At 42.6% G+C, this 14,891-nt stretch carries 8 protein-coding genes, 1 pseudogene and 1 riboswitch; of the genes and pseudogenes, 7 read left to right on the forward strand and 2 right to left on the reverse strand.

Going from position 1 to position 14,891, the window contains the following annotated elements; genetic code table 11:
* The first annotated feature begins 30 nt into the window (after positions 1 to 30).
* The 7 genes and pseudogenes from AC5JM2_RS20390 to AC5JM2_RS20420 all read left to right on the forward strand — a co-directional run bounded on the left by AC5JM2_RS20390 (position 31) and on the right by AC5JM2_RS20420 (position 9,061).
* On the forward strand, positions 31 to 1,530 hold the full coding sequence (locus tag AC5JM2_RS20390) for an MBOAT family O-acyltransferase (RefSeq protein WP_495836664.1): 1,500 nt from the start codon (positions 31 to 33) through the stop codon (positions 1,528 to 1,530).
* Positions 1,531 to 1,874: 344 nt separating this feature from the next.
* Positions 1,875 to 2,957 carry a photosystem II q(b) protein gene (gene psbA, locus AC5JM2_RS20395; protein ID WP_495836665.1) on the forward strand — a complete coding sequence of 361 codons (1,083 nt, stop codon included), beginning with the start codon at positions 1,875 to 1,877 and terminating at the stop codon, positions 2,955 to 2,957.
* Between the two features lie 269 nt (positions 2,958 to 3,226).
* A riboswitch (cobalamin riboswitch) is annotated at positions 3,227 to 3,399 on the forward strand.
* 19 nt (positions 3,400 to 3,418) lie between these two features.
* Positions 3,419 to 5,488 (forward strand): annotated as a pseudogene (locus AC5JM2_RS20400) (TonB-dependent receptor plug domain-containing protein).
* Positions 5,489 to 5,538: 50 nt separating this feature from the next.
* On the forward strand, positions 5,539 to 5,739 hold the full coding sequence (locus AC5JM2_RS20405; RefSeq protein WP_495836666.1) for a hypothetical protein: 201 nt from the start codon (positions 5,539 to 5,541) through the stop codon (positions 5,737 to 5,739).
* On the forward strand, positions 5,732 to 6,613 hold the full coding sequence (locus AC5JM2_RS20410) for a (2Fe-2S) ferredoxin domain-containing protein (RefSeq protein ID WP_495836667.1): 882 nt from the start codon (positions 5,732 to 5,734) through the stop codon (positions 6,611 to 6,613). Before AC5JM2_RS20405 ends, AC5JM2_RS20410 begins: the two co-directional genes overlap by 8 nt.
* A gap of 73 nt (positions 6,614 to 6,686) precedes the next feature.
* Positions 6,687 to 7,901, forward strand: coding sequence for an ABC transporter substrate-binding protein (locus AC5JM2_RS20415; RefSeq protein ID WP_495836668.1), 1,215 nt, complete (start codon positions 6,687 to 6,689; stop codon positions 7,899 to 7,901).
* Between the two features lie 68 nt (positions 7,902 to 7,969).
* Positions 7,970 to 9,061: an iron chelate uptake ABC transporter family permease subunit gene (locus tag AC5JM2_RS20420; protein WP_495836669.1), complete on the forward strand. Its 1,092-nt coding sequence runs from the start codon at positions 7,970 to 7,972 to the stop codon at positions 9,059 to 9,061.
* 117 nt (positions 9,062 to 9,178) lie between these two features.
* Here the strand turns inward: AC5JM2_RS20420 and AC5JM2_RS20425 are convergent, their stop codons facing one another.
* Positions 9,179 to 9,991 (reverse strand): class I SAM-dependent methyltransferase, encoded by an 813-nt coding sequence (locus tag AC5JM2_RS20425; RefSeq protein ID WP_495836670.1) that lies wholly within the window; start codon positions 9,989 to 9,991, stop codon positions 9,179 to 9,181.
* 557 nt (positions 9,992 to 10,548) lie between these two features.
* A complete protein-coding gene (locus tag AC5JM2_RS20430; protein WP_495836671.1) occupies positions 10,549 to 14,691 on the reverse strand; it encodes a DUF4347 domain-containing protein in 4,143 nt (1,380 codons plus the stop codon).
* Positions 14,692 to 14,891: the final 200 nt, after the last annotated feature.

The following is a 14,891-nucleotide window of genomic DNA, read 5'->3' on the forward strand; positions in this document are numbered from 1 at the left end:
GACTAATAACTAATGATTAATGGCTAGAACATGAATTTTATATCCATTCTATACGGGTTATTCTTGCTGAGTGTCCTGGGAATTTATTGGTCTGTGGCACAACAAAAGTTGCGGTTATGGACGTTGCTGCTTGCTAGCCTTGTGTTTTATGTATTTTTACAAGTTCATTACATCCCGTTACTACTAGTACTCACTTTTTTTAATTTTCGTATTGCAAAAGAAATTGATGAAAAAACGATACCACATCCCCATTTTTCAGAGTGGCAATATTCTGAACAAGAATGGTATTTCGCTCAAATTGATTGGAACCATCGCCGTCTCAAGCTTTTGTGGTTAGGTATCATTTCTAATGTTTTTTTACTACTTATTTTTAAATATTTACTACCTTTATTAGAATTCTTTTACCCGAGTATTATCACTTTATCTGCTGACTATTTTAAACTGATTACCCCTTTGGGAATTTCATTTTTTACCTTTGAGTGTATTGCATATTTAGTTGATGTCTACCGTGGCGCACCCGCAACTCAGGAGTTTCTTCAATTTGCCGCATACAAGTTTTTCTTTGCCAAACTGATTTCAGGTCCAATTACTGGTTTTCACAGCTTAGCGAATGAATTCAAAAATTTCCGCTTGCTAACTCCTGATATTGTGGCAGAGGGACTATGGCTTATTGCTAGAGGTGCAGTCAAAAAAGGGATTATAGCAGACCATTTGGGAATTTTTGTTGATTTATGTTTTGGGAACTTGCAAAGGGCGGGTAGCACAGATTTGTGGTTAGCAACTTTTGCTTACGGCTTCCAGTTGTATTTGGATTTCAGTGGTTACGTGGATATTGCCCGTGGAAGTGCTTTGCTATTTGGGTTGGTTTTACCGGAAAATTTTGACTTTCCCTACTTCAGCACGAGTATTGCTGACTTTTGGCGGCGCTGGCACATCACTCTAGGAGATTGGCTGCGTAATTACCTGTACTTTCCTTTGGGTGGTTCTCGCCAAGGATTAGATCGCACCTGCCTTAATTTAATGATTATCATGCTGATTGCAGGTATTTGGCACGGTGCAGCACTGGGTTTTGTGGTTTGGGGGGTATTTCACGGATTAGCTTTGGCTGTTCATCGTTTCACTGATGCTATCAGTGATCGCTTTGAAGATCTGGAAAATTTCTGGCAACAACCATTGGGTACAGTTTTGGCTTGGCTACTTACGCAATTTATGGTTTTCACCTCTTGGATTTGGTTCCGCCTACCCAATCTTGAAGATTCCTCTTTTGTATTTCAGCATCTTTGGGGTTTTCCTGCCAATGAGCAATTTGCTCAAAAGGTATACGTTGATGCGTTAAACATAACTCAATACCAACTGGCAATTTTGCTAGTCGTTCTATATATTGCAATGGCTCTTGTCTACATTTTTAACCGAACATTGAAGTTACAGTTGATCTGGCCTGTAAAGCTTGTTTTCGTACCTTTGTGTTTCTACAGTGTTTTGTTACTCGCTCCTGAAGGCAGTTTACCTTACATATATTTTGATTTCTAAGAGAACAGGGAACAGGGAACGCTTAACAGGGAACAGGGAAAGAGTGTTTCTTTGATTTGTAGCGGTGATGCACTGATCGTGGGATGCTTTCAATAGACAGAGATTTTGATTGTTAATAAACAGATAGTTTTGCTTTATATTTTCTTTGGTAGATAACACATTCTAAAAGTTATCGTTATGTTTGTATGACTAACTTTACTTTTTTTAAAAAAAATATAAAATGTAACAAAGTATTAAGTAAGCACTTCAGTTTAAGTGAATTGATCTAAATTTATAAATGACAGGTAAATCACTGACTTACCTGATAAATAACAGTCAAAAAGTTTATCGCACTTATAACAAAAATGACCACAACAATACAACGTCGCGAAGGCGGCAACGTATGGGAGCGGTTCTGCCAATGGATCACCTCCACCGAAAATCGCTTATATGTAGGTTGGTTCGGTGTAGTGATGGTTCCTACCCTTCTGTCTGCTGCCATCTGTTTCATTATCGCTTTTATCGCAGCACCTCCGGTTGACATCGACGGTATCCGTGAGCCAGTTGCAGGTTCCTTAATCTATGGAAACAACATCATCTCTGGTGCTGTTGTTCCTTCCTCCAACGCTATCGGCTTGCACTTCTACCCCATCTGGGAAGCAGCTTCCTTAGATGAGTGGTTGTACAACGGTGGTCCATACCAGCTGGTCGCATTCCACTTCCTTATTGGCATATTCTGCTGGTTGGGTCGTCAGTGGGAACTGAGCTATCGCTTAGGTATGCGTCCCTGGATCTGCGTAGCTTACTCTGCTCCAGTAGCAGCAGCAACCTCCGTATTCTTGATTTACCCCCTCGGACAAGGTTCCTTCTCCGATGGTATGCCTCTGGGTATTGCTGGAACCTTCAACTTCATGTTGGTGTTTCAAGCAGAGCACAACATCCTAATGCACCCCTTCCACATGTTAGGTGTTGCTGGTGTCTTCGGTGGTTCACTGTTCAGTGCAATGCACGGTTCTTTGGTGACCTCCTCCTTGGTTCGTGAAACAACCGAAGCTGAATCTCAGAACAACGGTTACATCTTCGGTCAAGAAGAAGAAACCTACAACATCGTTGCTGCTCACGGCTACTTCGGTCGCTTAATATTCCAATACGCTTCCTTCAACAACAGCCGTAGCTTGCACTTCTTCTTGGCTGCATGGCCTGTCATCGGTATCTGGTTTACCGCGCTGGGTATCAGCACCATGGCGTTCAACCTCAACGGTTTCAACTTCAACCAATCGTTGATTGATTCTCAAGGTCGTGTGATTGGTTCTTGGGCAGATGTGCTCAACCGCGCTAACTTGGGTATGGAAGTAATGCACGAGCGTAACGCTCACAACTTCCCCCTCGACTTAGCTAGCACAGAAGTTACTCCTGTAGCACTTTCTGCTCCTGCTATCAACGGCTAATTCTTAATAGCCTAAGGACGCGAGACATCGCGTCCTCTACAAATGAAAAGCGCCCTTCTCGAATGAGAGGGGCGCTTTTCATTTGATTAATAGATAGGAGTCAAAAATGGATGCAGCGAATGCTCACAATTTGCAGCTCGATAATTGTGGTGACATTGAAAAAGTCAAAGCTACTGATAAATAAGGGTTTTCACGTATCGCTCTATTTGCAACATAACAACAAAGCTAAATGCAACAATTCTTATTTGCATTGATATATTGAGCATGCTAAATTACAGCAAATCCTAGGTTCTGATGGGGTTCAGCCATCAGAGGTAACGGGGAAAGTATGCCTGCGCCACGCCGTAGGCGAACGGTGAAAATCCGACACTGTCCCGCAGCTGTGATGAGACTCAAAATTTTGTCTCTAAGTCAGAATGCCCGCCTGAGGTAATAAACATAAAACCGTCTGCGAGGTACAGATGCCAAATATTCTTTTTAATTACCGTTGTGCGGTAAAAGTCGTTGTGTCTAGTATGAGTGCAATGACGACTTTGATATTGTGGAACTATGCTGTGTGTGCTGGAGAAATTGCACAACCGGAAAAAATAGCACAAAGCATAAGTCCGCCAACAAATGAACAAGAACCACCTATTGAAATTACAGTCACAGGTAAAGTGTTGAATCAGCCTGTTTTCTCTCCCTTTCGTCGAGAGGGGACAGTGAAAGATTCTACCCGTCCAGTCTACGTCATTACAGGTGAAGAAATGGAAGCGCAGGGTGCGCGAACCGTTAGAGAAGCGCTACGATTTCTCCCCGGAATCTTACCTGATGGAACAGTTGGGACAGAAGTGAACGCATTAAGCGGTCAATTTCTTCGGGGTTCTAACTCCGAACAAGTATTGATTTTACTAGATGGGAGACCGATTAATAATCTTGGTGGTGGTGGTTTTGACCTTTCAGAAATCACCACCAACAACATCGAACGAATAGAAGTTTTACCTGGAGGAGGTTCTACCCTATACGGTTCCGATGCGATTGGTGGAGTGATTAACATTATCACTCGCCGTCCGACAGAGAAAGTGACAACACAAGCGGGAGTGACTCTGGGTGCGTATGGACTCAATGAACAGACTATCCAGAATAGCGGGAAAATAGGAGATATTTCTTGGGTTGTGGGATATCACCGCACCGAAGCTGATAATAATTATCCCTTTTCCATCCCAGAAGCCAACTTTGAAGGAACCAGGAAAAACAATGACACTCTCTACAACAACTTTAATGTGAAGTTGGAGGCGAATTTAGGAAGACGCAATACTCTTGCTGTCTCAACCTTATACTTAAGCAAAAATCAAGGAGTCCCAGGAGGAGTCCCCATACCCGAACCCCAGTTTGGACAAGGTTATTTTAACTAGTTAACTGAGAGCGATCGCAAATACACAGACCAAGTTCTCACCGATTTAACTTGGAACTCAAAACTAGGAGGAGGAAACGATTCCCTAATCACAGCAAGAGTTTACGCCGATTTTCTCAACACTCGTTTTGATAGTCGTGCTTCATATTCTCAACGGTATGATAACGAGCAAACCTCTTACGGAATCCAAACGCAACATAGTTGGAAATTTGCTAAAAATCAAACCTTAGTTTATGGCTTTGATTACCGCAATGTGTCAGCAAGTAACAGTACTTTCAACTATTTGAGAAACACAGACACAACTAGTTATGACGATAGCATCTCTCAAGGAGCGCTCTTCGCTAGATATGAGATTAATTTTACTCCTAGCTTTAGTCTCAATTTAGGCTTGCGCCAAGATTTCAATAGCTTAGCAAATGGCTCGTTTACATCACCAAGTATAGGCGCAAAACTAGCACTGACTGACTCTACAACTCTGCAAGCTAACTATATCAGGAATTTCCGCGCACCAACTCTTTTCAATTTATATGCTAGGGGTTCTACTTTCGTTGGTAATCCGAATCTACGACCAGAGAATGGTGATAGTTATGATATAGGTATTGACCAGAAGCTGTGGAATTTTGGTTTGTTGCGCGTGACCTACTTCAGTAATACAATATCAGATTTAATTGCCTATAACTTTGCTGTTCCCGTAGCCACATACGAGAATATTGGCTTAGTTCGCACTACGGGAATTGAAGCTGCTTTGAATGTACAACTGGCGAAAAATGTCTATGCTTTCGTGAATTATACACTCAATGACCCACGCATTTTAAAAAGTGTCAATTCTGCTGAAGTGGACAAAGAGTTAAGATTTGCAGGTGCAGATAGTTTAAATTTGGGAATTTCTTATGAAACACCTCAAGGCTTATATGCAGGAATCCTTATGCACTCCCTTGGTTCATATCCCATCAACAATACCAACACGGAATCTTTGTCTGGGTACACAACTTTTTATTTCAAAACGCGAATTACTCTGAGCGATAACTTGGTATTTACTGGTAGTGTAGACAATATCTTGAATCAGAGATATCAGTTATTTCCTGGTTATCCTGATGCAGGAAGAGTTTTTCAAGTGGGTTTAAATGCCACATTTTAAATAGTACTAAAATACTATTTAGGAATTAATTCTTCCTCTCTTTTCTCCTCATGCCAGTCGCCTACGGAGGGAAAGCCGTCATTCGTGCTGGCTCCTCTGTGTCTTCTGCGTCCACCGCGAACTTTGCGGGAGGAACATCCACACCACAAATTCGCTCTCTGCGGTTCAAGAAAACTCTTTTTCACCAATCAGATAGGATTGCTATAACCATCAACAACCAACAACTCACAATCCCAAATTATTATGAGTGAATTTAATCCTTGGGTAACACCATTAAACCGTGTCGTTAAAGAACCTTCGCTAACAGGAGGATACATTGAATATGAAAATTTTGATTGTAGTTGCGGCGTTTTATCATCACTACTTTACACCTTATTTCAGCAAAATTGGCAACAGGTAGGGGTAGGACACATTGTACAAGGTGGCGTGTTGGAATTAGAATTTCCTACTGCACCCAAAATTTGTATTCTTTATGATGGATATCTGACAGTCGTCACAGAAAGTTGGCATCTTCACTTATGTATTGAAGCAAATTTAGGTGGCCCCCATTGTAAAACACCATTAGAATTAAGGAAACAACGTCAAATCAGTCGTGCTGCTTTTTATAGACGGTTTAATGCAGAAGGAATCGCCAGAAGTTGGGGAATTGATTTTTGGAATGGTGCAAGTGAAAATTTAATGACTATCTTCTTGCCTAATCCCTATGTCGAGGGAGAAAATTTATTACCAGAAGGTAAGCCGAACTTAGCAAAATTAGAGCTTTACGAACAACTGCGAGATATCTATGTGTTAGGTAAAAAGCCAATTCCCTTTCAAAAAAATCCCCTAAAGCATGCTTATATATCTGTTTGCACTTCTAGTCGTTGTCTTCCTTCCCAAAATTGGAAACCTACTTTTGATACACTAAAAGCAGCAGTTGAAAAAGCAGGTTTGGATGTGGAAGTAAGAACTTCTGGCTGTTTGGAAGTTTGCAAACTTGGTCCAGTTGTGTTTTATTCAGAGGATAAGACTTGGTATACTCGCGTCAAACCAGAGGTGGTTGAAACTATTGTTAATCAACATTTGGTTGAAGGTAAGAAAGTGAGTGCGCATTGCTATCCGCCAGAGTCTGTTGAAAAAAAGTAACCGCACATGCACGATTTTTGGAGGCGGATAAGTTATTGGTGTATTTTTGTGGTTATTTCTGGAACATTTTCAGATGAGAATTAGAATATTTCGTCAAGCTAAATTGTTCGCTTTTTTCTGTCAGTTTTTGTTGGTTGCGGTTTTGGCGATCGCCTGTCACACCACAACCCCTCCCACTCTACCAACAGACATCAAAGAATGCGCTCAAGCTTATAATCCAAACACCGACTACTTTCCGGAAAAAGTAACCGTCAATTATGCCACTGGTTTTGAGGTGAAATATTACAAAAACTATAAGGCTGTGACGGTGAAAAATCCCTGGCGGGATGCACAAGTTAGTTTTCAATATATTTTAGTGCAATGCGGGACACCTCCACCAACAGGGTTTAACCAAAACCAAGTTATTACAGTACCTATAAATACCGTTGTCTCTCTTTCTACGACTCATTTGCCACATTTAGCAAAGTTAGGAGTTGTAGATAAACTCATTGGTGTGAGTGATAGCAAACAAGTCAATACACCAGAAGTAGTAGAAAAATTGAAAGAAGGTAAAATAACAAAAGTAGGAAATAATGCTAGTCTCAATGTTGAGAAATTACTAGAACTGAATCCTAATTTAGTGATGACTTACGGTACAGGAGACAAACAAACAGATAATTATCCTAAAATTCAAGAAGCAGGTTTAAAAGTGGCGATAAATGCCGAATATATGGAAAATTCTCCCTTAGGAAGAAGTGAATGGCTCAAGTTTACGGCTTTGTTTTTTAATAAAGAGAAAGTAGCCCAAAAAATCTTTGATGAAACTGTCAAAAAATATCAAGCTATAGCCGCCAAAGCACAATCTGTCAAAAATCGTCCGACTGTATTTGTGGGATTCAACTTTAAAGGTATCTGGTATATGCCAGGGGGTAACAGTTATGTCGCCAAATTTTTAGCTGATGCCGGAAGTGATTATCTTTGGAATAACAAGAAATCATCTGGCAGTCTTCCCCTATCATTTGAAACTATTTTAGAACGTGCTGCCAACGCTGACTACTGGCTAAATTCCAGTCAATTTTGGAAAAGTTTAAAAGATTTACAGGATCAAGACAATCGCTACACTGATTTTCAAGCAGTACAGAAAGGAAACGTTTATAATAACAATGCCCGTGTCAATGAGACTGGTGGCAACGATTACTGGGAAGGTGGAATTAGTAACCCTGATGTCGTTTTATCCGACTTAATTAAGATTTTCCATCCAGAAATCTTACCAAATCACCAGTTAGTTTACTATCAAAAACTCAGCTAATCTATTTTTGATTTTGTCTTTTTTTTCTTTCCTTTGCGTCCTTGGCGTCTTGGCGGTTTATTTTTTCAATGCCATCTCTAAAATACAAATTAAAACCAATTTTACGAACTTTTCAACATTTCAGTTGGAAAACACTCTTCTTTCCCACACTACTCATAACATTAATTCTCACCTTCTTGCTAGACTTAGCCCTTGGCTCAGTCCACATACCCCTAACCCAAGTCATTACAATCCTACTAAACGGAGAACCAGAAAAAGCAAGTTGGACAAATATTATTCTGAAATTTCGCTTACCAAAAGCCTTAACTGCAACCCTTGCTGGTGCTGCTTTAGGCGTGAGTGGCTTGCAAATGCAAACACTTTTTAGAAACCCTTTAGCAGGACCTTTTGTATTAGGTATTAGTTCCGGTGCTTCTTTAGGAGTCGCGTTGGTGGTGTTAACAACAAGTGTCACGGGTGCGGGTACGTTGTTCAAAGATTTAGGGGTGATTGGCGATTTTGGTTTAGTTGTGGCGGCGAGTCTGGGTGCTGCAGCAGTGTTGGGGTTAGTGTTACTTGTTTCTCACCGCGTCGAAGACACGATGACGCTATTGATTTTAGGATTGTTGTTTGGCTATGCAACGAGTGCTATTGTAAGTATCTTGCTGCATTTGAGTGAAAGTCAGCAAATCCAATCATACTTGCTGTGGACTTTTGGCAGTTTTGGTGGTGTCACCTGGCAACAAATGCTAGTTTTAGCGCCTGTGGTACTGATAGCGTTGTTAATTTCGTTGATGCTATCCAAACCTTTGAATGCACTCCTTCTGGGTGAAGCTTATGCTCGCAGTCTCGGTTTAGGTGTAGAAGAAGTCAGATTTTGGATTCTTATCACTTCTTCCATCTTAGCAGGTGCGATTACCGCCTTTTGTGGACCGATCGCCTTTTTAGGTGTAGCGGTTCCTCACCTTTGTCGCAGTCTGTTCAATACTTGTGAACATCGGGTGTTAGTCCCTGCTGTGACTTTCATGGGTGCAATTTTGGCGTTAATTGCAGATTTGATCTCACAGCTACCCGGAAGTGATATAGTGTTACCTTTGAATTCTGTTACCGCTTTGATAGGGACTCCTGTTGTGACTTGGGTGATTTTGCGTCGTCAGTCTCGCACATCTTTTCCGAAATAAATGAATTGACATCCTGCTGCTCCTTATTTACTGGACATCTTCGGACGACGTGCAGCTTGCACTTACTTTGTAACAACTAAAAATCGCAATTCTGGTCAAGTCAAGACTGCTCTTGCTTTAACTTTTTTCTATAGATATGTTGACAGTACAAGGAAGCAAGTTTTGCAATATGCCTAACTTCGTTAAAATATAATAATATATTGTTTCTTTAAATCCACGCTCTTCATAAGATGGGTAGAATTCCACAGAAAAACTGCATTTGAGAGAAGTCACATACTGCTTGATTTTTGAGACTACCAATACATCTTCTTCTGCATAAGGCTGGCTATTCACCCGTTGATAAGAATAGTCATACAAATACGTCGGTGATGAAGGTTCATAGAGCAAGATAATTTTACCACCAGGTTTCAGCACCCTTACCATTTCGTTGAGAGTTTGACTAAAATCATTTTTTTCTCCAAAATGATGAAATGCTGCAAATGCGAAAATTCTATCAAATTGCTCTGCTTCAAATGGAATTTCACGGCAATTCAAAACCCATTTTTCATCCAAGTAAGTATTCAAGAATTTTTCAAGGTTATTTGTATATTGAAGATTTGAAAGTATTAAGTCACTTCCAACTACATAAGTATTTGGATACTCTCTTTTTATCAAAAGACTAGCCCAGCAATAGCCACCTCCCATTTCTAATATACTTTCATTTCCAGAAAGATTGAGCCGTGATATGAGTTTTTGGAAAGTTTTAATAGCGGGTGATCTGAAGACAATAGCATCAAACAAATCATCCTCTCTATGAGAAGTTCTCCACTCCTCAAACTTCTGATGAGCTACAATTTCTTTTTTGTCACTTTCTGTGAGAATTGTTGCGTTTATAGAGTTAAAAATTCCTTCACAGTCTTGAAAATGTACACCTTTATATAAATTCAGCATAGTCAAGTGTTATCAGGATTCAAATTTTTGGGATTGCAAAATCGAAGTCTGAAATAGGGTAGTTCTGATTTGACCCCTTGTTGATTTATCTGAGGTTGGGTGGGGATTTACGCAGTTTCTCAAAGAAATATACGTTTCTTTACATAATGTCTTGATATATCTGGTTAATTGGCTACTAGAAATTCGCTCCCACAGCACTTGCCTCGCGCTTTGCGCTAATTCCCGTAAAAAGCCGTAGGTATCTGTGTGTCCCACGGCTTTTAGCTGTCTGATACCGTTTCACTTTAAGGTTGATACAAATAGGCAGCAGAGGAGCAGAGGAGCAGAGGAGCAGGGGAGAAAGAATTAGAGACTAATCATTTGTATCAAGGATTTCGTGAAATGGTATGACTCCCTCACAAAGAGTGTATTTCTTGAGAGTTATAGCAGTTGCCAGGTAGATTAGGACATGAACTAATGAGAAAATACGGACACCACGAGACTTTCAAGGCTGTTAAGAGTTAAGCGTTCCCTGTTAAGCGTTCCCTGCTATAAGAAATACACTCTTTGTGAGTGGGTTAAGCATTACTCAAATTCACTTTGACAATCATATCGTTGTAATCCTTATCACCCCCACTTGCTAAATCTTCAAAGCCAAAGGTGTTATTTCCCAACAAACGAATATGGTCAACTTTATCTGAGTTAGCTCCTAAAAAGGAAAAATACACTGCGGGGTCGTTATTTGGATTTCCATCTAAAATTGCATCTGGCGTACCATTAGAAATAATGAATGGTGCCAAGATTGAACCAGGGCTAAGATTAGCTGTGAATGTAGCAGTTCTTTGGTTGGCCACTGTTAAGTCAATACCTGGAACACGTCGCTGCACTGCAGCTTGAGCATAACCTGCATCACCAGGACGCAAGTCCACTGTCCCGTTACCATCAAGATCTATACCACCATTCGCATCAGCTACTTGATAAAAGCCAACGAAATCGTTATTGCTTGCTTCTCTGTTTAAGACAAAGTCTGCTTTGACCTGAGTTGACACATTGCGTAAATCAATCTGTTCTCCAAAAGGATTTCCCTGAAGACCAGCACCCAGAGGTAACGATTGATTTGTTGCCTTAATATTCACTACCAGATTTTGGAAGTCAGAAGTATTGCTATTTGATGTATCATTCAAAGCCAGTGTAAACTCGCCATTCCCCAAGTTTGTCACTTTTTGCGTTAAGGGGTTGGAAAAGATGAGGTCTTTGGCAGAGGTTGAACCAGCTTGCACAGCGTCGATACTACTATTGTTGACTAAGAAGAATTGCAGGCGTGCACTTGAGTTAAATGCAAGTAGACGTGTTAAGTCAGTATTAAACCCATTGGGATTATCGGTAACGACTGAGAAAATGGTCTTGGCTCTTGAAAGTGCAGCTTGGGCATAATTTTCTGCACCAGGAGCAATACCATTAATTGTTCCTTGGTCATCGTCAACTACAAACACTCCCAGTTCATTCACCTGATTAGAATTGGCTTTGTTGAGAGTGACTTCAAGTTTTGGGTTGCTGCCTTCTAACTGGAAAATGTTGTTAGAAGTTTGTTTGAGGGTAGAAGCAACTTTGCTGCCAGGAAGGCTGACGGGGTTGGCAGGGTTGATGGGAGAGATGACACTACCAATGCTAATTGCAGCAGTGTCAGTCGCACTGCTAAAGGCAGTCGCGCCACCGTTGAGGGTTGTGTCTGCGGTGCTGCCGTTGGTACCAGTGGTCCCGTCCCAGGCACGGAAAGTCAAAGCATTGCTGATGGTGCCATTGAAGTTGGCGTTGGGCTGGAAGTAAATACGGGTGTTAGCATCAGCCGCCAATAGACGGGCGTTGGTGTTGGATACAACTCCTAAAGCTGCCCAGTTATTGCCATTGTCGGTGCTGTAGAAGAAGGTGCCGTTGGTAGTGTCAGCATTTGCGATCGCAACACCTGTGAGTGGATTGCTGTCCGGATCGGTGACGTTACCATTAGCACCCAAACTCACCAACGAAGAAACAAGCGTACCAACTGCCCCTATGGGTGCGCCTGCATTTTTGTCAATACCAGTTAGAGTGACGTTGGTGTCACGCAGGATAGGAGCATCATTGACGGCATCAACGGTAATTGCAACAGCGTCAGTTGCAATGCTAAAGGCAGTAGTGCCACCGTTAAGGGTGGTGTTCGCAGTGCTACCGTTGGTACCAGTGGTCCCGTCCCATGCGCGGAAGGTTAGGGCATTGTTGATCGAACCATTGAAGTTAGCGGTGGGTTGGAAGTAAAGGCGAGTGTTTCCATTAGCTGCCAATAGGCGGGCGTTGGTGTCGGACACAGCTCCTAAAGCTGCCCAGCTACTGCCATCATCGGTGCTGTAGAACCAACTGCCGTTGGTAGTGTTCGCATTTGTGATGGCAATACCTGTTAGTGCATTACCTGTAGATCCATTACCTGTAGTTACATTGTTGTCTAAGTCGGTGACGTTAACACCAAGACTGACTAAGGAGGAAACAAGGGTACCAACTGGTCCGGTGGGTGCGCCTGCATCTTCAACTGTGCTTAGGAAGAGGTTGGTGTCAAGCAGGATAGGAGCGTTATTGACGGCGTTGATGGTAATTGTGCTAGTGTTAACCCCAGTGCTAAAAGCAGTAGCAGCACCGTTGAGGATGGTGTCTGCGGTGCTGCCGTTGGTACCAGTGGTTTGGTCCCACGCACGAAAGGTTAGAACATTATCGATGCTGCCATTGGAGTTGCCGTTCGGCTGGAAGTAAAGACGGGTGCTTGCATTAGCCGCCAATAGGCGAGCGTTGGTGTCGGATAAAATTCCTACGGGTATCCAGCTGCTGCCGTTGTTGGTGCTGTAGAACCAATTGCCGTTGGTATTGTTAGCATTTGTGATCGCAATACCTGTGAGTGCATTGCTGTCTGGATCGATGACGTTATCACCAAGCCGGACTAGGGAGGAAACAAGCGTACCAACTGCGCCTATGGGTGCGCCTACATTTTGATTAATTGCAGTTAGGGTGATATTAGCTTCACCGAGGGTAGGAGCATCATTGACGGAATTGATCGTAATTCCTGCAGCGCCAGTTGTACTGCTAAAAGCAGTAGTGCCACCACTAATGGTGGTGTTTGCAATGCTTGTGTTGGTACCAGTGGTCCCGTCCCAGGCACGGAAGGTTAGAGCATTGTTGATGGTGCCATTAAAGTTGGCTTTGGGCTGGAAGTAAATGCGGGTAATTCCATCAGCCGCCAATAAGCGAGCGTTAGTATTAGATACCAAGTCTAAAGGTGCCCAGCTGTTGCCATCGTCAGCGCTGTAAAAGAAGTTGCCGTTGGTAGTGTCAGCATTTGTGATCGCAATACCTGTGAGTGCATTGCTGTCTGGATCGATGACGTTATCAACCGTGACTAAGGAGGAAATAAGGGTACCAACTCCTCCTGTGGGTTCACCTGCGTCTTCGTCAATCGTAGTTAGGGTGAGGTTGGTGTTATTGAGGGTAGGAGCATTATTAACGGCATTGACGGTAATTGTTGCAGTGTTAATCCCAGTGCTAAAGGCAGTCGCATCACCGTTGACTGTTGTATCCGCAGTGCTGCCGTTGGTACCAGTGGTTTGGTCCCACGCATGGAAAGCCAGAGCATTGACAATAGGACTAGGACTACTGAAGCCGGGGTTGGGCTGGAAGTAAACGCGGGTGATTGCATCAGCCGCCAATAGGCGAGCGTTGTTCTCGGAGACAGACTCCAAAGCTGCCCAGTTGCTGCCATTGTTGATGGTGTACAACCAATTGCCGTTGGTAGTGTCAGCATTTGTGATCGCAATACCTGTGAGTGCGTCGCGGTCTTCGTCAATAACATTACCACCAAGGGTCACTAAGGAGAAAATTGGGGTACCAACTGCCCCTATGGGTGCGCCTGCATTTTGGTTAACGGCACTCAGGATGACCTCAGTATTATTGAGGATAGGAGCACTATTGAGTACATATGGATACGCTTCGGTAACCTCAGCGCTTAATGCCAGTGGTTGATTTGAAATGTTGCCAATGTTGACTTCTAGGTTCCAATCACCCCCCAAAATAGCATTGCCAGTCAGGTTGGCGGAGGCGGCAACATTTGCTTTCGTTAGTTGATGTAGCTTGGTGATGAATTCTTCCCCAGCATCACCTGCAGCCACATGGCAACCATATAAGAGAAGGTAGGGAACTGGAGATAACCGAAGGTGAGAATCTGGTGAGCCAGCGCGTTGGGGAGCCAGTACTGCAGCGCTGTCTCCCTCCGTAGGTATCTGGTGAGACAGCGCTGCAGGAGGGTCTCCCTCCGTAGGCGACTGCGTTAGCGCAGCGGAACCGGAGGTTCTCCCCTCCGGGCGTCCGGGTTCCCCGACTTGTAGACGCCCGGAGGGCGGCTTCCCGAAGGGTAGCGACTGGCGAACCTGTAAGGGTGAGAACCAATTCTTGAGTTGGTCAGCGTAAAGTTCTAGAGTGTTGAGGCTGAGTTCACTATTGCCAAGGCTTAGGGTTCCCGGAGAGCCGTGAGAAACTATGTGGACATTTTCCACTCCACGGTATTGAGATAGTACCTGGGTAATTTGTACGACTCCATCTTGCTCGGGATCAAGAACAATAGCCTTGATATTTGCAACAACAAACCTAAGTAAAATATCGTAGTTGTTGACAGATGGATCAATGAAAAGAATGCCTGTAATCTTCATCTAGTTCTTTATAAAACAATATTACGTTTTAAATCTGATGACTAACCGTTCACTTATAGGAAACTAAAGGGTGGAGGGAGTTCTAGGTCTTTGTCAATCTTTCTAGACACTCGCTAACTATGAGAGTTTTGGTTGGTAACACAAGGTGAATACTCTCTGTTCAGGTATTTTTATTGCTTTGTCTTTTTATACAAAGTAAG

Source organism: Brasilonema angustatum (assembly GCF_059505445.1).